This is a genomic window from Intrasporangium flavum (assembly GCF_001956915.1).
Lineage (GTDB): Bacteria > Actinomycetota > Actinomycetes > Actinomycetales > Dermatophilaceae > Monashia > Monashia flava.
In genome coordinates this window covers 1-22494 of sequence record NZ_MLJO01000018.1, presented here as the reverse complement: position 1 = coordinate 22494, position 22494 = coordinate 1, and the positions used below count along the sequence as shown (strand labels likewise).

The following is a 22494-nucleotide window of genomic DNA, read 5'->3' as shown; positions in this document are numbered from 1 at the left end:
CAAGAGGATCTGACGTGAGCGACGACCTGCCCCCCAACGAGCCGCCCGAGTCCACCGACGGGCCCGGCGCCGACGGGGACGACGTCACCCAGACGCCCGAGGAGAACGTCGACGCCCGAGCGGTGGTCGCGCGGGAGCCCGGCGAGCACGACCGCGTCGAGCCGGTCGACCTCAACACCGAGATGCAGCGCAGCTACATCGAGTACGCGATGTCGGTCATCGTCTCGCGCGCGCTGCCCGACGTCCGTGACGGCCTCAAGCCGGTGCACCGGCGCATCGTCTACGCCATGTACGACGGCGGGTACCGCCCCGACCGCGGCTTCAACAAGTGCGCCCGCGTCGTCGGTGACGTCATGGGTCACTACCACCCGCACGGCGACTCGGCGATCTACGACGCCCTCGTGCGCCTCGTGCAGGACTGGTCGCTGCGCTACCCGCTCGTGCAGGGCCAGGGCAACTTCGGCTCGCGCGGCAACGACGGCGCGGCCGCCCCGCGGTACACCGAGTGCCGGATGGCCCCGATCGCCATGGAGATGGTGCGGGACATCGAGCAGGACACCGTCGACTTCGTCCCGAACTACGACGGCAAGACGATGCAGCCGGCGGTCCTGCCGAGCCGCTTCCCCAACCTGCTCGTCAACGGCTCGGCCGGCATCGCCGTCGGCATGGCCACCCAGATCCCGAGCCACAACCTGCGCGAGGTCGCCGCCGGCGCCCAGTACTACCTCGACCACCCGGAGATCTCGCGCGAGGAGCTCCTGGAGGCGCTGCTCGGCATCATCAAGGGCCCCGACTTCCCCACCGGGTCGCTCATCATGGGCCACAAGGGCATCGAGGACGCCTACCGCACCGGCCGCGGCTCGATCATCATGCGGGCGGTCGTCAACGTCGAGGAGATCAAGAACCGGCAGTGCCTCGTCGTCACCGAGCTGCCATACCAGGTCAACCCCGACATGCTCGCGATGAAGATCGCCGACCTCGTCAAGGACGGCAAGATCGCCGGCATCGCCGACATCACCGACGAGACCTCGGGCCGCACCGGCCTGCGCATCGTCATCACGCTCAAGCGTGACGCCGTCGCGAAGGTCGTGCTCAACAACCTGTACAAGCACACGCAGCTGCAGACGACGTTCGGCGCCAACATGCTGGCCCTCGTCGACGACGTGCCGCGCACACTGCCGCTCGACGGGTTCATCCGGCACTGGGTCGACCACCAGATCGAGGTCATCGTCCGGCGCACGCGCTTCCGCCTCAACAAGGCCGAGGCCGACATCCACATCCTGCGTGGACTGCTCAAGGCGCTCGACATGCTCGACGAGGTCATCGCGCTCATCCGCGGGTCGCGCACCGTCGACATCGCCCGAGAAGGCCTCATCGAGCTGCTCTCGATCGACGAGATCCAGGCCAACGCGATCCTCAACATGCAGCTGCGCCGCCTCGCCGCCCTCGAGCGCGAGAAGCTGCAGTCCGACCACGACGAGCTGCAGGCGCTCATCGACGAGTACAACGCGATCCTCGCCTCGCCCGAGCGGCAGCGTCAGATCGTCTCCGAGGAGCTCGCGGCGATCGTCGACAAGTACGGCGACGACCGGCGCACCGAGATCATCCCCTTCGACGGCGACATGTCGATGGAGGACCTCATCCCGGAGGAGGACGTCGTCGTCACGATCACGCGCGGCGGCTACGCCAAGCGGACGCGCGTCGACCAGTACCGCGCGCAGAAGCCGGGCGGCAAGGGCGTCCGGGGCGCGTCGCTGCGCGGCGAGGACATGGTCGAGCACTTCTTCACGACGACCTCCCACCACTGGCTGCTCTTCTTCACCAACCTCGGACGCGTGTACCGGGCCAAGGCCTACGAGCTGCCCGAGGGCAGCCGTGACAGCAAGGGCCAGCACGTTGCGAACATCCTGGCCTTCCAGCCGGGCGAGCAGATCGCCCAGGTGATGGCGCTGCGCTCGTACGAGGCGGCGCCCTACCTCGTCCTCGCGACGAAGGCGGGCCTGGTCAAAAAGACGCGTCTGGCCGACTACGACTCGCCGCGCTCGGGTGGCCTCATCGCCATCAACCTGCGCGACGAGGACGAGCTGGTCGGGGCCTCGCTCGTCAGCGCCGAGGACGACCTGCTGCTGGTGTCCCGCAAGGGCATGTCGGTGCGCTTCCACGCCACCGACAGCCAGCTGCGCCCGATGGGCCGCTCGACCTCCGGCGTCACGGGCATGAAGTTCCGCGGCGACGACGAGCTGCTCGCCATGTGCGTCGTCGAGGACGGCACCGAGCCCGACGTCTTCGTCGTCTTCGAGAACGGCATGGCCAAGCGGACCGCCGCCAACGAGTGGAACCCCAAGGGTCGGGCCACGCTCGGCGTCGCGGTCGCCAAGATCACCGACCGCAACGGCGACCTCGCCGGCGCCCTGACCACCACGGGCGACGACGAGCTGCTCGTCGTCTTCGAGCGCGGCAACATCGTGCGCGCCACGACGGCCGGCATCGCCCGCAAGGGCCGCAACACCCAGGGCGTCATCCTCGTCAAGCCGGGCAAGAACGACCGCGTCGTCGCGATCGCGCGCAACCCGGAGAAGGAGGAGGCCGAGGTGGTGGGCGAAACCGACACGACGGGCGAAGGCGACGCTTCGGGCACGGGCGGCGTGCCAGGGGCGTCCGCTCCCAGTGCGCCCGCTACGGTTCCCGGGCCCGATGGCGTACCGTCGGACGAAACCTCGGGTGACGAGGATGGTTCGTCCGAAGGTGACAACGGAGGTGACGCATGAGCGCGACGAGCTCTGACCGCCCGCTCGGGGCGACGGGGTACGGCGCGGGTCCGTCCATGAGCAACGGCAGCCCGACGTCCGGCTCGACGCCGTCCGCTGGCTCCGCCGGGGCCTCGTCGTCCGCACCGTCGACGCCCTCGTCGGGCGCGTCGTCGGCGTCCTCGGGTACGAGCGACGCGACCATGACCTCGGGGGCCGACTACTACGGCAGCGGCTCGCCCTACGCGTCCGGCTCGACGACCTCCTTCAGCAGCTCCAGCGGCTCGTCGGGCTCCAGCGGGGCCTCCGGTGCCGCGCGGTCCGGCGGCGCGAACGACACGTCGCTGTCCCGGGGCGCGGTCACCACGCGCACGAGCCCGCAGCAGCGCGTGAGTGGTGCCGGCGCGTCCGGCGCCTCAGGTGCCTCGGCCACCCCGGGCACCGGTCCGGCGACGGCGGCCACGGCCGCGGTGCGCCCAGCCAACGCCCCGCGCAAGGCCAAGGGCCCCCGACGCGTCCGCCTGGCGGTGGCCCGCGTCGACCCGTGGTCGGTCATGAAGATGAGCTTCTTGCTCTCGGTGGCGCTCGGCATCGCCGGCGTCGTCCTCACGGCCGTGCTGTGGATGATCCTGTCGACGATGAACGTCTTCACCGACATCGAGGGCGTCCTGCAGTCGCTGCAGACCACGACGTCCGACCCGTTCTCGATCAAGGACTACGTCGGCTTCGGCCGGGTCGTGTCCCTGTCGATCGTCATCGGCGTCATCGACGTCATCCTCATGACGGCGATCGCGACCGTCATGGCCTTCCTCTACAACATCTGCTCCGCCCTCGTCGGCGGCGTGCAGCTGACGCTCACCGACGACTGACGCGTCGGATCAGCGCGTAGCCAGCCCGTCCTGACGGCCCCCGCCCTGCCCGGGCGGGGGCCGTTTTGGAGACAGCTGGGGGCATCCGGTAACGTTTCCCATCGCGCCCGGTCATCAGCCCAGACGTCGGATCCCGACGGGTTCGGCCAGGCGCGCGAAGGTGACGATGGGCCTATAGCTCAGACGGTTAGAGCGCTTCCCTGATAAGGAAGAGGTCGGAGGTTCAAGTCCTCCTAGGCCCACCATCACCGTCACCACGGAGAGGATCCCGGAATGCTCAAGCGTCTCGCTCTCATCGCTGGGGCCGTCGCCGGCATCGTGTTCCTGCGACGCAAGGCCAAGCAGCAGCAGGCCGAGCAGGACCTGTGGACGCAGGCCACCGACGACGTCTCGGCCCCGGCAGCGCCGGTCACGCCCGACGCCCCGGTCAGCCACGACGAGGCGACCACCTCGTCCTGATCCTCCCTGCTTCACCCGCCGGACGCGTCCGGCGAGCCAGGGGCCATGGCGCAATTGGTAGCGCACCTGCTTTGCAAGCAGGGGGTTAGGGGTTCGAGTCCCCTTGGCTCCACCACGAAGAGGCCTGTCCCGACGCCCGGGACAGGCCTCTTGTCGTCCCCTCTCCTGGCGCCGATACCCCGTTGGGCCGGGTGCACCCCTTGCAAGGGGTGCGTCTACGCCTCAGGCGTGCACCTGACGCGATCGGTTCGGCAGTGGCTAGACGACCACGCTTGCCGAGGCGAAGTCTGCAGCCGGCATCGGCGTGCGAAGGTGCCAGGTGATCGCGATCGGTCGTTCACCCCGGTGCTCCACGTAGTCAGCCTCGCCCAGGAACAAGTAGGGCGCGCCAGTACCCATGGCAGTGACCTTCTGCTGCCGCGTGAAGAGCAGCACGTGACTGCCGCGCGCCTTGTGGTGGAGGTACCGCTGACCTGTAGCTGATGCCACCCGCGTCCCCGATTGGGACTCCCAGTGGAACAGCTCAGGGCTGATGGCATAGTCCTGGTACATCGTGGTCGGTGAATAGTCTGCCTCGGACTTGTTGAGGGTGACGAGGAAGGCATCCGAGTTCGCCTCAGCGGCGAACAGGACCCCCTCGCGAAAGCTGTTCGGCTTGCGGCCATCGATGGCGACGTAGTCGAGCGCGGCCACCAACTCCTCACGCGTGTAGCGCGCGTGCACCCGTAGCGGCCGCCCAGCCAACTCACCGCTCAACGACGAGGTGACCCGCTCCGCAGAGCGCAGACTCAGGGCGATGACGGCCTGAAGGTCTCGAACGACCGCGCTCTCGCCGCGCAGCGCGTTGAGTCCTGCTTCGTAGGAGGTGAAGCCTCCTCCGTCAGGCCACAGCGAGAAGAAGAGCATCCGTCCGTAGGCCTGCAGGGCCGGGTCAGCCGCCTCGTAGCGGGGTGCCTCCGGGCTGAGCCAGACAAGGTAGGCAGCTGCCCGTTCCGCGTCATCAACGTGGGCGAGGGTGCGCACGCGCTTCAGCAGGTGCTTCTCGAGGGAGCCACCAGGGGGTACCTCGATACCGGCCTCGCGTCGCAGCCGAGTCCAGGAGCGGTCCGCTCGCACCACGTCGGACAGCTCGAAGCCCGACTCCGTCAGGAAGCTGCCCAGGTCATCCGTCGGATGGGCACGCAGCTCGGCCGCGATGGCCGACCACCGCGTCGTGACCTGGCTTCGGATGTTCTCGAGGACGAGGTCTTGGCTTTGCTGGTCGAGCACGATCTGGGTGCCAGCGGGCAGGAACGGAAAGCCATGCTCGATGTCGCGCTGAAGAGCAGCACGAGTACTGCCGGTCATGGCGCGGAATCGCTGATCGAACCGGAACTCCTTGCGGTGGTGGCCGACGAAGTCGACGGCCGTCAGGACCGCCTTGTCCTTGGCGCGACGCAGGCCCCGTCCGAGTTGTTGGAGGAAGACGGTGGAGCTTTCGGTTGGGCGGAGGAACAGGACTGTGTTGATGGCCGGCACGTCCACGCCTTCGTTGAAGACGTCCACGGCGAACAGCACTTGAACCCGGCCGTCTTTCAGTCCCTGCACGGCCGCGTCGCGCTCGGGAGTTGCTGTATCCCCCAGAACTACCGCAGATGCGATGCCGGCCTCGTTGAAGACCCTGGACATGTACCGGGCATGGTCCCGGGAGACGCAGAAGGCCAGCGCCTTCATGGTGCTCAGATCGGCGATCTTGTCCCGGATTGCTTTGAGCACGATGCGCGCGCGGGCGTCATTGCCCGTGAAGAGGTTCGAGAGGTCGGCAGCGTCGTACGCGCCAGCCTTCCAGTCCACCCCGGTGAGGTCCACACCATCTGCGATCGCGAAGTAGTGGAACGGGGTCAGCAGATCAGCCTTGAGGGCGTCCCACAATCGGAGTTCGGCGGCCGTGTGGCCCTCGAAGAACGACCGGACGTCGAGACCGTCCCCTCGCTCGGGCGTGGCGGTCAGGCCAAGCAGTTCTCTTGGCTGCAGATGCTCGAGGAGGCGTCGATAGGTCTGCGCCTGGGCATGGTGGAACTCATCGATGACCACGATCTCGTAAGCGTGTGGCGGCACATTGCCGACTCCATAGGACGACAGGGACTGGATGGAGGCGAAGACGTGGTCCCACCGTTCGGGGCGGTGCCCGTCGACGTACAGCTCCCCGAACCCCGCGTCATTCAGGACCTCGCGATAGGTGCGCAGCGACTGTTGGAGGATCTCGCGTCGGTGTGCAATGAACAGGAGGCGGGGCGGTGTCGCGGAGCCTGACGCGAGCCGGCGGTAGTCAAGCGCAGCCACGACGGTCTTGCCGGTACCCGTCGCCGCGACGACCAGGTTCCGGTGACGGTCGTGGACGACGCGTTCGACGTCCAGCTGATCGAGCATTTCCTGTTGGTAGGCGTACGGCCGAACCTCTAGACCGGACAGGGTCAGGGTCACTCGGTCGTGTGTGCGTCTGCCGGCCGCCTCAGCGAGGGCATCGTCGAGGCGATCACGGTCGACATCCGGGTGGTAGGACTCGAATGACGCGTCGTTCCAGTAGCTGTCGAAAGTGGCACGGAACTTCGCGAGCGGTGCGGGGGTAGAGATAGCCGAGAGGCGGACATTCCACTCCACGCCGTCGAGCATCGCGGCGCGAGACAGATTGCTCGAGCCGACGTACGCCGTGTCGAACCCAGTGTTGCGCCGGAACAGCCATGCCTTCGCGTGCAGCCTCGTTCGCTGGGCGTCGTACTGAATCTTGACCTCGGCTCCGAAGTCACGGACCAGCCGGTCCACAGCGGCTCGCTCGGTTGCCCCCATGTACGTGGTCGTGATGACGCGGAGACGAACTCCCCGGGCTTGCAGAGCGGCCAGTTGTGTCTCAAAGAGTCGAAGGCCGTACCACTTGACGAAGGCCATGATCACATCGACGTGGTCGGCGCTCGCCAGCTCTGCACGTACTTCATGGCCGAGGCCCGGCTCGCCCGAGGCGTTCGTCAGAAGGGCAGCCTCGGACAGCGGAGTCGAGGGGCGCTCTGTGAGGCTTCGCGCTAGGTGGTCGGGCCCTGGGGGCGCAGAGACTGCGAGCAGTTGATGCGCGGCGGACAAGGAGTACTCCACGGCACCCACCGTCTCGACGAGCCGGTTGACGAGGTCCAGCCGAACCTCAGGCCGCCGCTCTTCGCGCAGGGCTCGGAGGACGACTTCACCGATGTGCCGCGCCAGGACTTCGGGCTGATCTGCCTCGTCCACGGATCCACGTCGGACGTCGAGGGCCGTGACACGCTCGAGCCGTGCCTCGAGCGCCTTCGTGATGAGGCTCTCGTAGAGCCCCTCGAGCAGGCTGCCGTCCCCTGTAGTCACCGACGCAGCTTGCCAGGAGTGAGTCTGTTCGTCCGGGAAATGCCGGCTGTGCCTTGCAGGCGTCGGTTCCCGGAATCCCCCATCAGCCGGGTGCGACCGCGAGGGCTAGGGCGTTGAGGCGGAGCTGGATGCCGCCGCGGAGGTGGGCGAGGTCGACGCTGCCGCCATCCTCGCTCGGGACGAGCAGGACGACCTGTTCGGTCCAGGTCAGCTCCGTCGCCTCGACGCCACTTTCCCCGGTCGTCGGCTCGAGCTCGACCATCACGAGCGAAGCCCACCGGACGACGCCGTCGACGGTGGCGCGGTAGGCGAAGACGAGCCGCCGGGCGGGCACCAACTCGAGGTAGTGCGACTCGTTCTCGAGCAGCTCGGTCGGGTGGTCGAGCGTCGTGAACGAGGCGCTGGCCCGCTCGCCGCCACCGACCCGGAAGTCGTGCTCGAAGCGGGCGCCCGATCCCGGCATCCGCATCCACCGGCGTCGGATCGAATCGTCGGCGAAGGCGGCCCAGACCGCAGACGGTGCGACGGGCAACGTGCGGGTCAGCGTGAACGAGTCGTGGCGCATGCCGGTACAAGGCCGAGCCGCCGGCGGTTACTCCCCGCGCCGCCGCCACACCGTGCTCCAAGAGCACCCCGCACGGCCATCCACACCCCGTGCACGGTGTGTGGATGGCCAGCGCAGGCGTCGTCCACGGGCAGGAACGGGGCGGTGTTCCCGACGGCGCGCGAACCGTTCCGAACCGTGGACGTCGTGTGGATCTCGTGGGGGAATCGCGTGGTTCGCCCCTCCGTAGGTTTCTCGTCAACAGGGATCGACGCGATCCCGACAGACTTCCGGGCCAGGCCCGGTCCACCGACAGGGAGCCCACACCATGCGAATCCTCGCCACCAAGAAGGTCCTCGTACCGCTCGCCACCGCCGCCGTCGCCGGCGCTCTCGCGGTCGGGTCCGGTGCCGACTTCTCCTCGACGTCCGGCAACACCGCGAGCACGGTCACGGCCGGCACGCTGGCCCAGACCAACAGCAAGTCCGGCTCCTCGATCCTGAGCCTGGCCAACATGAAGCCCGGCGACTCGGTCTACGGCCAGGTCACCATCACCAACTCGGGCTCGCTCGGCTCGGTCTTCTCCGTCACGCAGACCGACACCTCGACCTTCAGCTCCGGCGTCCTGACCGAGAAGATCGAGGACGTCACCAACACGTCCTCGCCCGTCACCGTCTACAGCGGGGCGTTCGGCAGCGCCGGCACCAAGAGCCTCGGCACGTGGGCCGCCGGCGAGGCGCACACCTACCGCATCACCGTGACGCTCGCCTCGAGCGCCACGAACACCGAGCAGGGCAAGTCCGCGTCGGCCTCGTTCTCCTGGAACGGCACGCAGAGCTCCGCCACGGTCACCAACGCCGACACCGGCGCGGTCACCCCGGCGGCCTGACGCACTGACTCCCCGGCGTCGACGCGGGAGGGCGTCGACGCCGGGTTCAGCCCGCAGCCGCAGGAGCCCCAGCAGCTCCAGCAGGACGAGCACGTAGCACCAGCAGCCAGCACCGCCGACTCGAATTGAGAGGAACAGCCATGGCCACCACCACGCAGCGCCGCCGCAGCGCGCGGGTCGCCGGCGCCCTGGGCAACCTCGCGATGCTCGCGCTCCTGCTCCTCGCCGTCGCCTACGTCGTGCCCTCGGTCCTCGGCTACCAGCGCTACGTCATCACCGGCGGCTCGATGACCGGCACGTACGACAAGGGCTCGGTCGTCTTCGAGAAGGTCGTGCCGGTGCGCGACGTCAAGGTCGGCGACGTCATCACCTACGTCCCGCCGGCGAGCAGCGGCGTCACCAACCTCGTCACGCACCGCGTCGTCTCGGCCGAGCCCGGCGTCGACGGCACCGTGTACCGCACCCGCGGCGACGCGAACCCGAGCACCGATCCGTGGACGTTCACGCTCGACTCCGACAGTCAGCCGGTCGTCGCCTACCACGTGCCCTACGTCGGCTGGGCTCTACTCTACCTCGCCGACCCGCACCACCGCATGCTCCTGGTCGGTGTCCCGGCAGGCCTCATCGCGCTCCTCAGCATCCGGGAGGCCTTCCGCAACGCACGTACCGGGGAGGAGGGTGCCGGCCGTCGCGCCGACGGCCGGCACCGCACCGGCGCAGCCGCCTCGAGACGTGTGGCCGCCGGCGCCGCCCTCGCCCATGGCGTCGCCCCGCGCTGACGCCCCTCAGCTGTCCGGTCGTCCCACCGCCCGGACCGACCACCGGCTCCCCCGGCCGTGGTCACCCACCCAACCGGCAGGCCCGTCCCACCAGGGACCGGGCCTGCCGGCGCGTTCCCCGACGCGTCCCGACCGTTGCCGACGCCCCCGCCGCCCGCTCCCCGACGCGTCCCGCCCCGTCCAGGCGTCCCACGCGTCGAGGTGGCAGTTCCCTTTTGTGGAAGAGCAGCGTCCCGGGAGTGTGTTCTCGAACGGCTCCCGTGGGGGCCGTCTCCGTAACGTTTGGAGCATGCCGAGGACCCGACTGATGCTGCTGGCCGTGGCCGCGCTCGCCGTGGTCCTCGGCGCCGGCGCGTCCTTCTCCTCGGCGTCCTACACCTCGAGCTCGACCAACTCGCCCGCCGTCTTCACGGCCGCCGCCGACTGGACGCCGCCGACCGTCTCGATGAACAGCCCCGGCTCCGCCGTCAGCGGCACGGTCAGCGTCTCGGCCACCGCGTCCGACGCCGGCAGCGGCCTGGCCTCGGTGCTCGTCGAGTACGTCTCCCCGGGCAGCGGCACGTGGACGACGCTCTGCACCGCGACCGCGAGCCCGTGGTCGTGCAGCTGGGACACGACGCGCGGCGTCGACGGCAGCTACGCGCTGCGGGCCACCGCCACCGACAAGGCCGGCAACGTCGCCGTGTCCGACCCGGTGTCCACCACGGTGGCCAACAACGTCGTCGTCGTCCTCGCCGAGCCCGGCACCTACGTCCGCGGCGCCACGTCGCTCTCGGGCACCGTCTACGGCGGCGGGGCCCTGCTCTACGGCGTCACGATCGAGTACGCCGTCAGCGGCACGACGACGTGGAAGACGCTGTGCACGTCCGCGTCCGTCACGACGACCTTCGGATGCTCCTGGGTCACGACGACGCTGGCGAACGGTACCTACGACCTGCGCGCCACGGCGACCTCCGGCAAGACGAGCGCCACCTCGGCCGTCGTCACCGACGTCATGGTCGACAACACCGCCCCGGCCGTCACGATGACCGACCCGGGCGCCACCCTGAGCGGCACCGTCACCCTCGCCGCGACCTCGACCGACGCCGACTCCGGCGTCAACCAGGTCGCGATCCAGTACGCCGTGACCGGCGCCCCGCTGCCGACGTGGACGACCGCGTGCACCGTCACCACCTCGCCGTGGTCCTGCCGCTTCGACACGACGAAGCTCACCTCCGGCAGCAGGTACGACTTCCGGGCCGTCTCGACCGACGCCGCCGGCAACACCGCAACGTCCGCGTCGGTCACCGGACGCACCGTCGACAACACGGTGTCGTCGGTGTCGATGGAGGACCCCGGCGCCTACCTCACCGGCACCGTGACGCTCACGGCGAGCGCGACCGCCAGGGCCGGCGTCGCGTCGGTCGCGATCCAACGCTCCCCCAACGGGGCGGGCACGTGGACGACGGCCTGCACCATCACGTCGGGGCCCTCGCCTTACTCCTGCTCGTGGGCCACCACCTCGACGGCGGACGGCCTCTACGACTTCCGGGCCGTGCTCAGCGACACCGCCGGCGTCGTCACCACCTCGACGCTCGTCACCGCCCGACGCGTCGACAACACCGCCCTGCGCGGCTACGACGTCCAGGCTGCCAACGGTGGCGCGACCGTCGGCAAGATCGAGACGAACGACTCGTTCACCTTCACCTACACCGACTCGGTCAAGCCGTCCTCGATCACGCCCACCTTCACCGGAGCCTCGCTCGCCGTGCAGGTCCGAGTCCGCGACGGCGCGCTGCTCGGGCTCACGAGCAAGGACGACACCCTCGACGTGCTCGTCGGCGGCACCGTGGTCAACCTCGGCTCGATCGACCTCAAGGAGGACTTCGTCCGCACGAGCAAGACGAGCGTCTTCACCGCGACGATGACGGCGAGCACGGTCGTGGTGGGTTCGGCCAACCGCACCGTCATCACGGTCAAGCTCGGCGCCCTCTCCAGCGGCGGCGCGCTGCACGCCGTCACGACGGCCCAGAACATGGTGTGGAGCCCCTCGACCGCTGCCACCGACGCCTTCGGCACGGCCTGCTCGGGCGCGCCGGTCACCGAGCTCGGCGCACTGGACAAGGACTTCTGATGCGGCAGCCCTCATCAGTGACCACCGAGGCCCGACGCGTCAGCGTGCCGCTGCGGGCGGCGGCCGTCTGTGCCCTCGCCCTCGCGGTCGTCGAGGTCGCGACCCTCGCGGGCCAGGCGGCGCCGCCGCCCTACGTGACGGTGCTGCTCGGCGTGGCCGCGACGGCCAGCGCGGGCGTGGGTGTCGCCCTGGCGCGGGGTGGGTGCGCGGTCTCGCGGACCGCGGCCGGGGTGCTCGCAGCGGCCGTGATCGGCGGGGTCCTCCTGCTCGTCACGGTCGGTCGGCCCGGCGGCCGGCCGGTGCCGTTCGGGCCGCTGTCGCTGCTCGCCCTGGGTCTGGCCGGAGCGCTGCTGGCGCTCCTCGGTTCGGAGGCCGTGCGGCGTCGCCGGAACACGACCACTGGTGCGAAACGTGCAGAAACGGATAATTTGGGTCATGGCGACTCACGTGCTGCTCGTGGAGGACGACCCGGACATCGCGCCGACGCTCGTCATCGCACTGGAGCGTGAAGGACACCTCGTGACCCACGCACCCACCGGCGCCGCCGCCCTCGCGCACGCCTCGACCGCGCCCACCGACGTCGTGCTGCTCGACCTCGGCCTGCCCGACATGGACGGCCTCGAGGTGTGCCGGCGGCTGCGTTCCGGGGGCTACACCGGCGCGGTCCTCATCCTCACCGCCCGCGGCGGCGAGCTCGACCGCGTCGTCGGGCTCGACGTCGGCGCCGACGACTACCTCTCCAAGCCGTTCTCCCTGTCCGAGCTGCTCGCTCGTATCCGCGCCACGCTGCGTCGGGGCTGGGCCGTGGGTTCGCCGCGCGACGACGCGTCCCGCGCGTCCACCGCGTCCGGCGCCGACGCGTCGCCCACCGGGCCCCTCGGCGGTGCCGCGAACGGCACGTCCGGCTCGCCGGCGGGTACGGCCGACGCCGCTGCCGACGCGCTCAGCGTCGACACGCGGTCGCGGCGCGCCTTCGTCGGTGGCGGCGAGATCGCACTGACGGCAAAGGAGTTCGACGTCCTGGCGCTGCTCGACGCCGAGCGCGGAGCCGTCATCACCCGCGAGGCCCTGATGAGCGAGGTCTGGGACGAGAACTGGTTCGGCTCCACCAAGACGCTCGACGCCACCGTCGGGCGCCTGCGCCAGAAGCTCGAGACCGCCGACAGCGCCGCTCGCATCTCGACCGTGCGCGGCGTCGGCTTCCGTCTCGAGGACGAGCCACCGGATGCGTGAGCGGCTCGTCGCCGCGCTCGTCGGGACGGTCGTCGTCGTGGTCGCCGTCATGGGGGCGGTGCGCGCCTACGCCACGGCCGGCGAGATCGAGCGCTCGGCGCAGGCCACGGTCGAGCGGTCGCTGACGATGGCCGGCGTCGCGGTCGACGAGCGGCTGCACGGCGGGCGGCCGGTCACGTCGGACTTCCTCGACGCGCTGTCCGGCGACGTCGTCGGCCTGCGCTACCGGCCGCGGCAGGGGGCCGCGGTCACCGGCGGCCTGGCGGTCGCCGACTCCGACCGCGAGTACGCGGCCAGCGCGACGCGCCCCGACGGCGCCGAGCTGACCGCCGTGCGCCCCGCCGACGACATCGGACGCCGCATCTCCGACGCGCTGCTGCCCCTCGTGCTGCTCGCGTTGGGCCTCATCGCCGCGGCTGCCGTGGCCGGGTGGCTGCTCGCCCGCCACATCGCCCGCCCCTTCCAGCAGCTGGCCGACGCGGCACGCGGCCTGGCCCGGGGCCGCGCGGGCGTGGCCGTCCCGCACTACGGCGTGGCCGAGGCCGACGCCATCGGCACCGCTCTGCGAGAGGGCCTTTCGCGCCTGGACCGGTTGCAGGAGCGCGAGGAGCAGTTCGCCGTGACGGCCTCGCACGAGCTGCGCACGCCGATCACCGCCCTCAGGCTGCGGGTCGAGGGACTGGCGCTCGACCCCGACCTGCCTCCCGCTGCGCGCACCGACGTCGACGAGCTGGGGCGTGGCCTCGACCGCCTCTCCACCGCGGTCGTGGACGTCCTCGACGCGGCTCCCTCCCGGCGTGACCGCGTCGTTCCCGCGGTCCCGGCCGAACCCTTGGTGGCCGAGGCCGTGCAGCGGGTGTCGCCGTGGCGCGCCCGGCGCCGCGTGCGCCCCGACGTCGACGGCGGCGTGCAGGTCGGGGTCCCGGCTGACGCGTTCACCGACGCCGTCACGGCGCTCGTGGAGGACTGCGCCCGGGCCGGGCGGGGCAGCGTCGGCGTCGGTCTCGTCGACCGCGGCTCCCACCTCGAGCTCACCGTGACGGACGAGGGGCCCCGGCGCGGCGAGCCCGACCTGCTGCACGCGGACACGGCGCCCCCACCGCTGGCGTCCGTGGTGTCGACCGTCGAGTCGTTCGGCGGCCGGCTCTTCGTCACCGACGCCGCGACGCACGGCTACCGGCTGCTCCTGCCGCGGGGAGCCGCGTAGCGGACCCACCCCACGGCAACGTCGCCGACGCGTCCGGCCGATTCGGTGGACGCGTCCCGGGTGCGGGTGGACGCTGGGAGGGTGTCCACGGCGAACGGTCTCGTGGGCCGTGACGCCGAGGCCGAGGTGGCCGCGGCTGCGGTCCGCGGGCTCTCCGAGGGCCGGGGATCGGTGCTCGTGGTCGAGGGGGAGGCCGGGATCGGCAAGACCCGGCTCGTCCAGCACGTCATCGACGACGCGCGTGCCCGCGACGTCAGCGTGCTCGCCGGTCAGGCACACCCGTTCGAGCGCACCCGTCCCTTCGGCGTCATGGTGTCGGCCCTCGCCCTGGACCCCCGGTCCGGCAACCCCGGGCGCGCCCGGCTCGGAGCCCTGCTCACGGGGGTGACGCACGACGGCCAGGACCCTCTGGTCCAGCACGGCGTCGTCGACGAGCTCGTCGACCTCGTCGACGCGGCCTGCCTCGAGGGCCCGGTGCTGCTCGTCGCGGAGGACGTCCACTGGGCCGACACCGCGAGCCTCGCAGCCCTGTCAGCGGTGGTGCGACGGCTGCCCCTGGCGCCGCTGCTCGTCGTCGTGACCCACCGACCCGCGCCGGTGTCGGCCGAGGTGTCGCGTCTGCTCGAGGACCTCGCCGGGGCCGGCGCGCGCACCGTCACGCTCCACCCGCTGACCCCCGACGACGTCGGTTCCGTCGCCCGGGGCATCCTGGGGGCCGACCCGGGCCCCGTGCTCACGGCCCTGCTCGACAAGGCCGATGGCAACCCGCTCTGGGTCGTCGCCGTCGTGCGGTCCCTCGCCGACGCGGGTCACCTCCGGTGGGACGGCGAGCGCGTCGAGGCGACGACGCGGGAGCTGCCGGCCTCCCTCGCCGAGCTCGTCGTGCGACGCCTGCGCGACCTGCCGCCCACCACGTTGCAGCTGCTCGAGGTGACGGCGGTGCTCGGTGACTCCGTGTCGTTGCGCGACGTCGCGGCCGTGGCGCACCTCGCGCCGGTGGAGGTGGTGGCGCAGCTCGGTGGCGCCTTCGACGCGCAGCTGCTCGACGAGAGCGACGGGCGGGTCGTCTTCCGCCACCAGCTGGTGCACGACGCCGTCTACCTGCACGTCCCCGGGCCCGCGCGGAGGCGGCTGCACCGGGAGGCGGCGATCGCCCTCGTCGACGCCGGGGCCGACCGGAGCGCCGTCGCCGACCACCTGATGCTCGGTGCCGAGCGCGGGGACGAGTGGGCCGTGAGCTGGCTGCGTGAGGCGGCGCGCGACACCGGTGGGCGGGCGCCGCTCGTCGCCGTCGACCTGCTCCATCGTGCCGAGGCGCTGCTGCCCGAGGGGCACCCCGCTACCGACGTCGTGACGGCCGAGGTGGTGGACGCCCTGGTGCGGGCCGGCCGCGTCGCCGAGGCCGCCTCCCGCGCGGAGACGCTCCTCGAGCGACCCCACGCCACCGAGGTGGACACGCCGCTGCGGCTCGCCCTCCTCGGCGCGCTCGCGCTGCAGAACCGCGCCACCGAGCTCATCGGCGTCGTCGACGCCAGCCTGGCCGACGGGCACGCGCTCCTGCCGCACGAGCAGGTGCCGATGCTCGCGCAGCAGAGCTGGGCCCTGACCTTCACCGGTGACGCCAAGGCCGGCGCGGCCGCGGCCTCGCGGGCGCTCGACGTCGCCGAGCAGGTGGGCGTCAACGGGCTGACCGTGTGGGCGCTGACGGCGCTCTTCGTCGCGCTCGGGCGCCAGGGCCGGCACGTCGAGGCGCTCGCTCACGCTCGCCGTGCGGCCCTGCTCGCCTCGCAGGACCCGTCCGTGCAGGCCCTCCCGCTCCAGCCGAACCTCTTCCTCGGCCTCGGGCTCTTCGACTGCGACCTCGTCGAGGACGCCCGCGCTGCGTACCGCCGTGCCCTCGACGCCGAGTTCAGCTCCGGCTGGTGGCTCTCCGACACCCTCCTGGCCGACGCGCACGCCGCCTTCGCCGTCGGCGACTGGGACGATGCCGGCCCGGGGCTCGTCGCCGCCGGCGATGCCGCCCGCGACAAGGACCACGCACTGCTCGCCTCGCAGGCCCTCGCCCTGCGCACCGTCATCGCGACCGCCTCGGGAGACGTCACGACGGCCCGCGACCTCGCGGCTCCGCTCGTCCGCACCCTGCAGGGTGACGACCTGGGGTACAACGCCGGTGTCGTCGCGGCCGCCGTCGCCGGGATCCTCGAGGCGGAGGGCGACGCGCGCGGGGCCTACGACCTGCTGCTGCGGTGCTGGCGGTTCGAGGCCGCCCGGGAGGACCGCTTCTACGACCGGTGGCTGGCGCCGGACCTCACGCGACTGGCCCTCGTCCTCGGGCACCGCGACGTCGCCGAGCAGGTGGCCGACTCCGTGGCGCAGGGCGCCCGACTCGCCCCGACGGTCTCGACCGTGCAGGCGGTGGCGCTGCGTTGCCGGGGCCTCGTCGGCGGCGACCCGGAACCGGCGGTCGAGGCGGCCACGCTCACGCGAGGCACGCCGCTCCTGCTCGAGCACACGGGGGCGTGCGAGGACGCCGCGAGCCTCCTGGTGCGCTCCGGTCAACCGGCCGACGCGGCGGCGCTGCTCACGGAGGCGCTGACGCGTCACGAGCGGGCCCGGGGCCGACGCGTGGGCGGCACGCGTGCGCGGTTCCCTCCGCGCGCTCGGCGTGCACCCCGGCTCCCGCAGCGGTCGGCGCCGACCGAACCGCGGTTGGGCCGCCCTGACGAGCACCGAACGGGCCGTCGCCCAGCTCGTGGCCGAAGGACTGACCAACGGCGCCGTGGCGCGCCGGCTCTACATGTCTCCGCACACCGTCAACACGCACCTGCGCCACGTGTACGCCAAGCTCGCCGTGCCCAACCGGGTCGCCCTCGCCGCGGTGGTGCATCACTCGATCGAGTGATGTCTGCGGCGCCTCCCGCGCCGAGGATCGATGGCGTACGCAACCAGCCGTGGCGCGGGTGGTCGTGGCGACGGAGTCCGTACCGATGTGACACCGCACCGGCCCGCCCCGCACGGGACGAGGAGGAACAGCATGGCCGTCATCATGATCTCCGAGGTGCCCGGCGCCGACCGTGGCCTGGTCGAGGGGCTGCGCGCCTCCGGACTGCTCGACCAGCTCACCCGGATGCCCGGGTTCGTCAGCCACCTCAGCGGTCCCACCGACACCGGCTTCCGGGTCGTCGAGGTGTGGGACACCAAGGAGTCGCACCAGGACTGGTACGACCACCACGTCGCCCCCAACCTGCCACCCGGGATGGCGGCCACCCCGCCCGAGTACATCGAGCTGATGCTCACGCTGCCCGAGCACCGCGACCACGAGCAGGGCGGCCACCGGGCCGCTGCGTCCGCCTGAGAGGAGCACCGTCATGGGAAACGCGGACACGATGCGTCGGGCCTACGACCTGCTCAACGGCGGCGACGTCGACGGCTTCGGCGCGCTGGTCGCCGACGGGTTCGTCGAGCACCAGGAGACGCCGGGGGTCCCCCCGACGAAGGCCGGCGTCCTCGACATGTTCCGCTCCTACCTCGAGATCTTCCCCGACCTGCACATGAAGGTCGACGAGGTGCTCGAGAGCGGCGACCGGGCCGTCGCGCGCGTGTCGGTGTCCGGCACGCAGAAGGGCGAGTTCATGGGCGTCCCGGCTTCGGGCCGGCACGGCGAGACCCAGCTCATCGACATCATGCGCTTCGACGCCGACGGCAGGATCGCCGAGCACTGGGGCGTCATGGACATGCTGACGCTCATGCAGCAGATCGGGGCCATCCCGGGCGGTCCCCCGGAACCGGCCGGCGCCCAGCACGGCAAGCCGGCGGGGACGCCCGGCCGCTAGGGCGCTGCGCTCGGGTGGCGCGACGGGTCAGACCGCGGGGGCGGGCAGCGAGACGCGCAAGGTGCGGGTGCCGCGCAGGTCGAGGACGACCTCGTCGCGGATCTGCGCCGCCCGCAGCACCACCGCACCGCACCCGCGGCAGCGCGCCGTCGCTCCCATGCCCGTCTCGTAGAGGACGAGCTCGGCGACGCACTGCCCGCGGCCGCACCCGACACAGATCACCCTCGCACTCGTGACGTCGACGCCGAACACCTCCCCGAGCCGTCCGGCCAGCACGTTGCCGTCGAGGGCCGGGGTGGCCCGGCCGTCGTCGTGAACCGTCATGTCACCCTCCGCTCGGGCCGAACCGCTCGGTCCTGATGGTGTGTTCGTCGTGTCCGAGGTCGACGAGCGCGTCCGCGACCGCGTCGACGAAACCGGTGGGGCCGCACACGTAGGTCCGCTGGCCCTCCCGGTACGGGGCCCAGGCGGCCAGCTCCTCGGCGGTGATGCGGTGCGCGCCCCGCGCGTCCCCCGGTGGTGCGGAACGCGTGTACGCGACGGTCACCGTGAGCCCGTCGTCGAGGCGCCCCCGGCGCTCCAGCTCGTCGGCGTAGAGGACGTCGGCCGGGGTGCGCACCGAATAGACGAGGTGCATCGGCGCGGTGCTGCCGGACTCGTGCCGAGCGCGCACCATCGCCATGAGCGGCACCACGCCGGAGCCACCGCCGAGGAGCAGCACCGGGGCGGCGGCTGCACCGACCTGTGGCGACCACACGAACCACCCGCCGACCGGCCCACGCACCTCCACCGGGTCGCCGACGGCGTAGTCCCGGGCGAGGAACGAGGAGACCTCCCCGTCCTGCACCACCTGGACCGTCAGCTCGACCTGGGCGCCGTGGTCCGGGGCGGCGAGGGAGTAGGAACGCTGCGCGGAGTAGCCGTCGGGGGCCGTGAGCCGGACGTCGACGTGCTGGCCCGGCAGGTGGCCGGGCCACTCGGGCACCCCGAGGACGAGGGTCACGGCGTCGGGCGTCTCGTCCTTGCGGGACACGAGGTAGGCCACCTGCCACGTCACGCGTGCCATCACCCGGCCGCCCTCAGTCGCCGGCGTAGCGCTGCTCGCGCCACGGGTCGCCGTACTCGTGGTAGCCCAGCTGCTCCCAGAACCCCGGCTCGTCGTCGAGGAGCAGGTCGATGCCGCTGACCCACTTGGCCGACTTCCAGAAGTACAGGTGCGGCACGAGCAACCGCGCCGGACCGCCGTGCCACGGCTCCAGCGCCTCGCCGTCGAACTCGTGCACGACCCAGGCCTGCCCGTCGAGCAGGTCCTCGAGCGGCAGGTTCGTCGTGTACCCGTCGTAGCAGCGCACGAGCGCGAACTCCGCTGCGGTGTCGACGTCCTCGAGGAACGTGTCGAGCGAGACGCCGCGCCATGACGTGTCGAGCTTGGACCACTTCGTGACGCAGTGGATGTCGACGGTCGGCGTCTCCTGCGGGAGCGCCTGCAGCTGCTCCCACGACCACGCGTGCTCCTCGCCGGTCTCGGTCGTGACGGTGAACGACCACTCGTGGACCTCGACGCGGGGGGTCGGTCCGGCCTGCAGCACCGGGAAGTCGTGCGTCAGGTACTGGCCCGGTGGCAGCTCGACGTCGGCGCGTCGTCGTCCACGGAAGCCCGGCGTCACGATGCCCATGCGTCCTCCTGTGCGGTAGTCGGTCACGTTCGGTCGGTCAGGCTGGGTCGATCAGGCAGGCTGCGGCCGTCGTCCCAGCATGATCGCGGCGACGACGATGACGACACCGGCGACGACGCCGAAGATCAGATGGAGCGAGTCGGTGTGTGTGACGGCGTAGAGGTAGGACGCGAGGGTTCGACTCACGAGCCCGACACCGGAGGCAGCCAGCCAGGCGCGACGGGCCGTGACCGGATCGAGGGGAAGGCCGATGGCGACGAGGAGTACCAGGGCGACGATGCAGACCCAGACCCACGCCACCCAGTAGGCCCCCGCGTTGGTGCTCGAGAGGTAGGTGGCCACCTCGATGATCACGAGGACGCCGACCGCCGTGGCGGCCAGGACGATGATGGTCGCGGGATCCGTCCAGCCCACCCCGCCACGGGCGACGGACGACCGCAGGGGCCCAGCCAGGACAGTGACGGCAGCGACGACGACCATGCAGGCCTGGCCGAGGATGCTCAGCCACCATCCCGGACCGGGAGCCGGAGGCGTGTTGTCGCGCAACAGGCCGATGGCCCTGAGCGCGTCGATGACCGCGAGGGTCGCGGTGGGGACCACGAGAGCGACGCCGATCGCCGGTGATGACCGTCGGGCCAGCAGGGCGACGCCGGTCGCGACGGCCAGGGCGAGGTAGCAGACGACCTGGACCACGACGTCGTTCGACGGGTTGGGCGTGGAGTCCTCGGCGCCCCACGGCGCGATCATGCCCCCGACCAGGACGAGCGCGCCGGAGACGATGGCCAGCCAGCCCAGCACGCCGCGGACCCGGGCCGCCTGCTCGGCCTGGCGTCCGGGGTCCGGCGGGGGTGGCTCTGTGGCAGCGGATTCCGGCCTGGCCGGCTCGGTCGCAGCGACGGCGCCGCTCGTCCCGGCGGCCGGGTCGGCGGAGACGGGCACGAGCCGACGTGGCGTGCCGACCAGGTCGGGCGCGGCGTCCTCGCCGGCCGTGGCCGCTGGGACCGGTGTCGCGTCATCCGCAGGGGTAGCGCCACTGCCGGTCGGCGCGTCGGTGCCGGCGACACGTGCCGTCACGGGCACCGTGACCGCGCCGGTCGGCGCGGTCAGGACGAGCGTCCCGCTGAAGGCCCGTCCCGTGGGCGAGAAGGTCACGACGACCTCGTCGCCCTCGACCTCGGCGGCCAGCGGCGGCTCGGCCTCGACCGACACCTCGCGTGCGAGCGGCACGCCACCGAGCGTCAGGGTGCGCTCCACGTCGACCGACGCGTCGGCGTCGACGTCGCCGAGATCGACCGACGCGGGCGTCACGACGGGGCGGGCGGCGTCGATCGCGGCCTGGGCGTCGTCGGCGACCGCGCGCACGTCGCCGGCCGCCACCGCCCGCAGCGCCTCGAGCGCGCCGAGCGCCACGGCGAGGTCGGGATGGCCGAGCCGGTCGCGCAGCTCGAGCACGGCGCCGCGGCGGTAGGTCGGGTCGGGGTTGCGCAGCGCCGTGGCCAGCGCGTCGGGCAGTGGTGCCGCCTTGACGCGTCGCCGCCTGGTGCGGGCGACGTAGATCTCGCCCGACATCTCGATGTCGCGTCCCGGCGTCTGCTTCGGGTTGGCCTCCCGGACGCGGTCGAACACGTAGTCGTAGAGCTCGTCGAGCGAGACGAACCCGTCCTCGTCCCGGTCGGCATCGCCCGTGCGCAGGCCGTGGACGACGGCCGAGGTGAACACCGACGGCGGCGCCTCGTGCTCGGCGGTCAGCGTCGTGCCCTCGAAGGCGTACTCGATGGCGCTCGACGCGCTGATCACGGCACGCCCACGCCCTCCGCCGAGCCGACCCTTCGGGAAGGCGTCCATGACGTTGACCGGGCCCGCGGCCCGCACCGCGACGCCCTCGCCGAACGCCCCGCCGTAGCAGCAGTCGAGGAAGAGCACGATGCTGTGGGCACGCGAGCCGCGCATGCACCGCTGCACGAAGTCGGCCGGTACCGACGACGACGCCAGCCGGTCCGGACGCGTGTTGCGCGCGGCGATGAACAGCTCGCCGGAGTCGCTCTTGAGCCCGTGGCCGGAGAAGTGCAGCAGGACGAGGTCATCGGGACCGCTGTCGGCGAAGAGGTCCTCGATGTGGGCCTGCACCTCGTGCGACGCGGCGTTCTGCACGACGTCGACCTCGAACCCGCCGACCTCGGGGTCACCCAGCACCTCGCTCAGCGCCACCGCGTCGGCGGCCGCGGAGCGCAGCTGGCCGAGCGCCGCGTGGTCGTAGGTGTCGGTCGCCACGACGAGCGCGCGGCGTCGCCCGGTCACGCCGGCGCCTCCGTCCCGTCCACGTGCCGCAGGAACACCTGCAGCAGCCGCTCCTGCTCCTCGGCCGACGCGTCCGTCAGCTCGAACACGTCACCACCCACCTCGATGCGCACCGAGCGGGCCTCGCCCGTGCCGCGCCGCAGCCAGCCGCGCAGGGAGGCGAGCAGGGCCGTGAGGCCGCCGGAGCCGAAGACCGCCACGGCGAAGGCGCTCACGGTGGCCGGGTCGACGGCGCGCGAACCCGGCTCGACGGGCGCGGGGCCGGCCGGCGCGGGCAGCGGCTCGACCTCGTCGAGGTCGCCGAGCTCGGTGCGCAGCTGTCGGTGCAGCGAGTCGAGGCGCAGGCCATCGGCCCCCGACTCCGACAAGGCCAGAACGACCGTCGCGCGCATCTCGCCACCTCGCACATGCCGTTTCCAGAACAGTACGCGCGAGCAGGGCGTCCGATACAGGGTCTTTGCAGGTTCGTCCGGCCCGG

20 protein-coding genes, 2 tRNA genes and 1 pseudogene are annotated in these 22494 nt (G+C 71.8%); 15 read left to right on the top strand and 8 right to left on the bottom strand.

All coding sequences use genetic code 11. From position 1 onward, the window contains the following. Positions 1 to 14: 14 nt before the first annotated feature. The 5 genes from gyrA to BIV28_RS14360 all read left to right on the top strand — a co-directional run bounded on the left by gyrA (position 15) and on the right by BIV28_RS14360 (position 4190). Complete coding sequence (gene gyrA, locus BIV28_RS14380) at positions 15 to 2768, top strand: DNA gyrase subunit A (RefSeq protein WP_083707365.1); 2754 nt, start codon at positions 15 to 17, stop codon at positions 2766 to 2768. Between the two features lie 56 nt (positions 2769 to 2824). Next, positions 2825 to 3616, top strand: a complete 792-nt coding sequence (locus BIV28_RS19780) for a DUF3566 domain-containing protein (RefSeq protein ID WP_242653045.1) — start codon at positions 2825 to 2827, stop codon at positions 3614 to 3616. A 168-nt stretch (positions 3617 to 3784) separates the two neighbouring features. Continuing rightward, positions 3785 to 3861, top strand: a tRNA-Ile gene (locus BIV28_RS14370). Positions 3862 to 3889: 28 nt separating this feature from the next. Continuing rightward, a complete protein-coding gene (locus BIV28_RS14365) occupies positions 3890 to 4075 on the top strand; it encodes a DLW-39 family protein (RefSeq protein ID WP_076262955.1) in 186 nt (61 codons plus the stop codon). Between the two features lie 39 nt (positions 4076 to 4114). Beyond that, positions 4115 to 4190: transfer RNA gene (locus BIV28_RS14360), tRNA-Ala, on the top strand. Between the two features lie 143 nt (positions 4191 to 4333). Here BIV28_RS14360 and BIV28_RS14355 read toward each other — a convergent pair. Then, on the bottom strand, positions 4334 to 7423 hold the full coding sequence (locus BIV28_RS14355; protein WP_076263009.1) for a DEAD/DEAH box helicase: 3090 nt from the start codon (positions 7421 to 7423) through the stop codon (positions 4334 to 4336). 103 nt (positions 7424 to 7526) lie between these two features. Continuing rightward, positions 7527 to 8009, bottom strand: coding sequence for an SRPBCC domain-containing protein (locus tag BIV28_RS14350; RefSeq protein ID WP_076262953.1), 483 nt, complete (start codon positions 8007 to 8009; stop codon positions 7527 to 7529). A 307-nt stretch (positions 8010 to 8316) separates the two neighbouring features. Here BIV28_RS14350 and BIV28_RS14345 point away from each other — a divergent pair, with 307 nt between their 5' ends. The 7 genes and pseudogenes from BIV28_RS14345 to BIV28_RS20525 all read left to right on the top strand — a co-directional run. Next, positions 8317 to 8877 carry a TasA family protein gene (locus BIV28_RS14345; protein WP_076262952.1) on the top strand — a complete coding sequence of 187 codons (561 nt, stop codon included), beginning with the start codon at positions 8317 to 8319 and terminating at the stop codon, positions 8875 to 8877. Positions 8878 to 9017: 140 nt separating this feature from the next. Continuing rightward, on the top strand, positions 9018 to 9656 hold the full coding sequence (locus tag BIV28_RS14340; RefSeq protein WP_076262950.1) for a signal peptidase I: 639 nt from the start codon (positions 9018 to 9020) through the stop codon (positions 9654 to 9656). Between the two features lie 289 nt (positions 9657 to 9945). Beyond that, positions 9946 to 11769 (top strand): Ig-like domain-containing protein, encoded by a 1824-nt coding sequence (locus BIV28_RS14335; RefSeq protein ID WP_076262948.1) that lies wholly within the window; start codon positions 9946 to 9948, stop codon positions 11767 to 11769. Then, a complete protein-coding gene (locus tag BIV28_RS20065) occupies positions 11769 to 12278 on the top strand; it encodes a hypothetical protein (RefSeq protein ID WP_207555999.1) in 510 nt (169 codons plus the stop codon). The genes BIV28_RS14335 and BIV28_RS20065 overlap by 1 nt, the downstream gene beginning before the upstream one ends. After that, positions 12205 to 13002, top strand: coding sequence for a response regulator transcription factor (locus tag BIV28_RS14325; protein WP_076262945.1), 798 nt, complete (start codon positions 12205 to 12207; stop codon positions 13000 to 13002). Before BIV28_RS20065 ends, BIV28_RS14325 begins: the two co-directional genes overlap by 74 nt. Further along, complete coding sequence (locus BIV28_RS14320; RefSeq protein WP_076262943.1) at positions 12995 to 14209, top strand: sensor histidine kinase; 1215 nt, start codon at positions 12995 to 12997, stop codon at positions 14207 to 14209. Before BIV28_RS14325 ends, BIV28_RS14320 begins: the two co-directional genes overlap by 8 nt. Positions 14210 to 14254: 45 nt before the next feature. Further along, positions 14255 to 14725 (top strand): annotated as a pseudogene (locus BIV28_RS20525) (AAA family ATPase); the annotation flags it as partial. Positions 14726 to 14740: 15 nt separating this feature from the next. Here BIV28_RS20525 and BIV28_RS14310 read toward each other — a convergent pair. Then, positions 14741 to 16813 carry a hypothetical protein gene (locus BIV28_RS14310; protein WP_207555998.1) on the bottom strand — a complete coding sequence of 691 codons (2073 nt, stop codon included), beginning with the start codon at positions 16811 to 16813 and terminating at the stop codon, positions 14741 to 14743. A 34-nt stretch (positions 16814 to 16847) separates the two neighbouring features. Between BIV28_RS14310 and BIV28_RS14305 the strand changes: the two genes are divergently transcribed. The 3 genes from BIV28_RS14305 to BIV28_RS14295 all read left to right on the top strand — a co-directional run bounded on the left by BIV28_RS14305 (position 16848) and on the right by BIV28_RS14295 (position 18042). Further along, entirely contained in the window at positions 16848 to 17111 is a 264-nt protein-coding gene (locus tag BIV28_RS14305; protein WP_076262940.1) for a response regulator transcription factor, read from the top strand. 132 nt (positions 17112 to 17243) lie between these two features. Next, positions 17244 to 17564 carry an antibiotic biosynthesis monooxygenase family protein gene (locus tag BIV28_RS14300; RefSeq protein WP_076262939.1) on the top strand — a complete coding sequence of 107 codons (321 nt, stop codon included), beginning with the start codon at positions 17244 to 17246 and terminating at the stop codon, positions 17562 to 17564. 13 nt (positions 17565 to 17577) lie between these two features. Then, positions 17578 to 18042: an ester cyclase gene (locus tag BIV28_RS14295; protein WP_076262937.1), complete on the top strand. Its 465-nt coding sequence runs from the start codon at positions 17578 to 17580 to the stop codon at positions 18040 to 18042. Between the two features lie 27 nt (positions 18043 to 18069). Here BIV28_RS14295 and BIV28_RS14290 read toward each other — a convergent pair whose 3' ends face one another. From BIV28_RS14290 to BIV28_RS14270, 5 genes are read right to left on the bottom strand one after another with little or no spacing between them, the layout of a single operon-like run. Then, entirely contained in the window at positions 18070 to 18366 is a 297-nt protein-coding gene (locus BIV28_RS14290) for a DUF6510 family protein (RefSeq protein WP_076262935.1), read from the bottom strand. A gap of 1 nt (position 18367) precedes the next feature. Continuing rightward, positions 18368 to 19108: a ferredoxin reductase gene (locus tag BIV28_RS14285; RefSeq protein ID WP_076262933.1), complete on the bottom strand. Its 741-nt coding sequence runs from the start codon at positions 19106 to 19108 to the stop codon at positions 18368 to 18370. Between the two features lie 13 nt (positions 19109 to 19121). Continuing rightward, positions 19122 to 19718 carry a sulfite oxidase-like oxidoreductase gene (locus BIV28_RS14280; protein WP_076262931.1) on the bottom strand — a complete coding sequence of 199 codons (597 nt, stop codon included), beginning with the start codon at positions 19716 to 19718 and terminating at the stop codon, positions 19122 to 19124. Between the two features lie 51 nt (positions 19719 to 19769). Further along, positions 19770 to 22016, bottom strand: a complete 2247-nt coding sequence (locus tag BIV28_RS14275; protein ID WP_076262929.1) for a caspase, EACC1-associated type — start codon at positions 22014 to 22016, stop codon at positions 19770 to 19772. After that, on the bottom strand, positions 22013 to 22408 hold the full coding sequence (locus BIV28_RS14270) for an effector-associated constant component EACC1 (protein ID WP_076262928.1): 396 nt from the start codon (positions 22406 to 22408) through the stop codon (positions 22013 to 22015). Before BIV28_RS14270 ends, BIV28_RS14275 begins: the two co-directional genes overlap by 4 nt. Positions 22409 to 22494: the final 86 nt, after the last annotated feature.

Excerpts from the sequence above, each read along its gene's own strand:
- BIV28_RS14365 (WP_076262955.1), top strand. The coding sequence starts at position 3,890 with ATGCTCAAGCGTCTCGCTCTCATCGCTGGGGCCGTCGCCGGCATCGTG.
- BIV28_RS14270 (WP_076262928.1), bottom strand. The coding sequence starts at position 22,408 with ATGCGCGCGACGGTCGTTCTGGCCTTGTCGGAGTCGGGGGCCGATGGC.
- BIV28_RS14295 (WP_076262937.1), top strand. The coding sequence starts at position 17,578 with ATGGGAAACGCGGACACGATGCGTCGGGCCTACGACCTGCTCAACGGC.
- BIV28_RS14340 (WP_076262950.1), top strand. The coding sequence starts at position 9,018 with ATGGCCACCACCACGCAGCGCCGCCGCAGCGCGCGGGTCGCCGGCGCC.
- BIV28_RS14285 (WP_076262933.1), bottom strand. The coding sequence starts at position 19,108 with ATGGCACGCGTGACGTGGCAGGTGGCCTACCTCGTGTCCCGCAAGGAC.
- BIV28_RS14290 (WP_076262935.1), bottom strand. The coding sequence starts at position 18,366 with ATGACGGTTCACGACGACGGCCGGGCCACCCCGGCCCTCGACGGCAAC.
- BIV28_RS14345 (WP_076262952.1), top strand. The coding sequence starts at position 8,317 with ATGCGAATCCTCGCCACCAAGAAGGTCCTCGTACCGCTCGCCACCGCC.
- BIV28_RS14335 (WP_076262948.1), top strand. The coding sequence starts at position 9,946 with ATGCCGAGGACCCGACTGATGCTGCTGGCCGTGGCCGCGCTCGCCGTG.
- BIV28_RS20065 (WP_207555999.1), top strand. The coding sequence starts at position 11,769 with ATGCGGCAGCCCTCATCAGTGACCACCGAGGCCCGACGCGTCAGCGTG.
- BIV28_RS19780 (WP_242653045.1), top strand. The coding sequence starts at position 2,825 with ATGAGCAACGGCAGCCCGACGTCCGGCTCGACGCCGTCCGCTGGCTCC.
- BIV28_RS14320 (WP_076262943.1), top strand. The coding sequence starts at position 12,995 with ATGCGTGAGCGGCTCGTCGCCGCGCTCGTCGGGACGGTCGTCGTCGTG.
- BIV28_RS14300 (WP_076262939.1), top strand. The coding sequence starts at position 17,244 with ATGGCCGTCATCATGATCTCCGAGGTGCCCGGCGCCGACCGTGGCCTG.
- BIV28_RS14350 (WP_076262953.1), bottom strand. The coding sequence starts at position 8,009 with ATGCGCCACGACTCGTTCACGCTGACCCGCACGTTGCCCGTCGCACCG.
- BIV28_RS14280 (WP_076262931.1), bottom strand. The coding sequence starts at position 19,718 with ATGGGCATCGTGACGCCGGGCTTCCGTGGACGACGACGCGCCGACGTC.
- BIV28_RS14325 (WP_076262945.1), top strand. The coding sequence starts at position 12,205 with ATGGCGACTCACGTGCTGCTCGTGGAGGACGACCCGGACATCGCGCCG.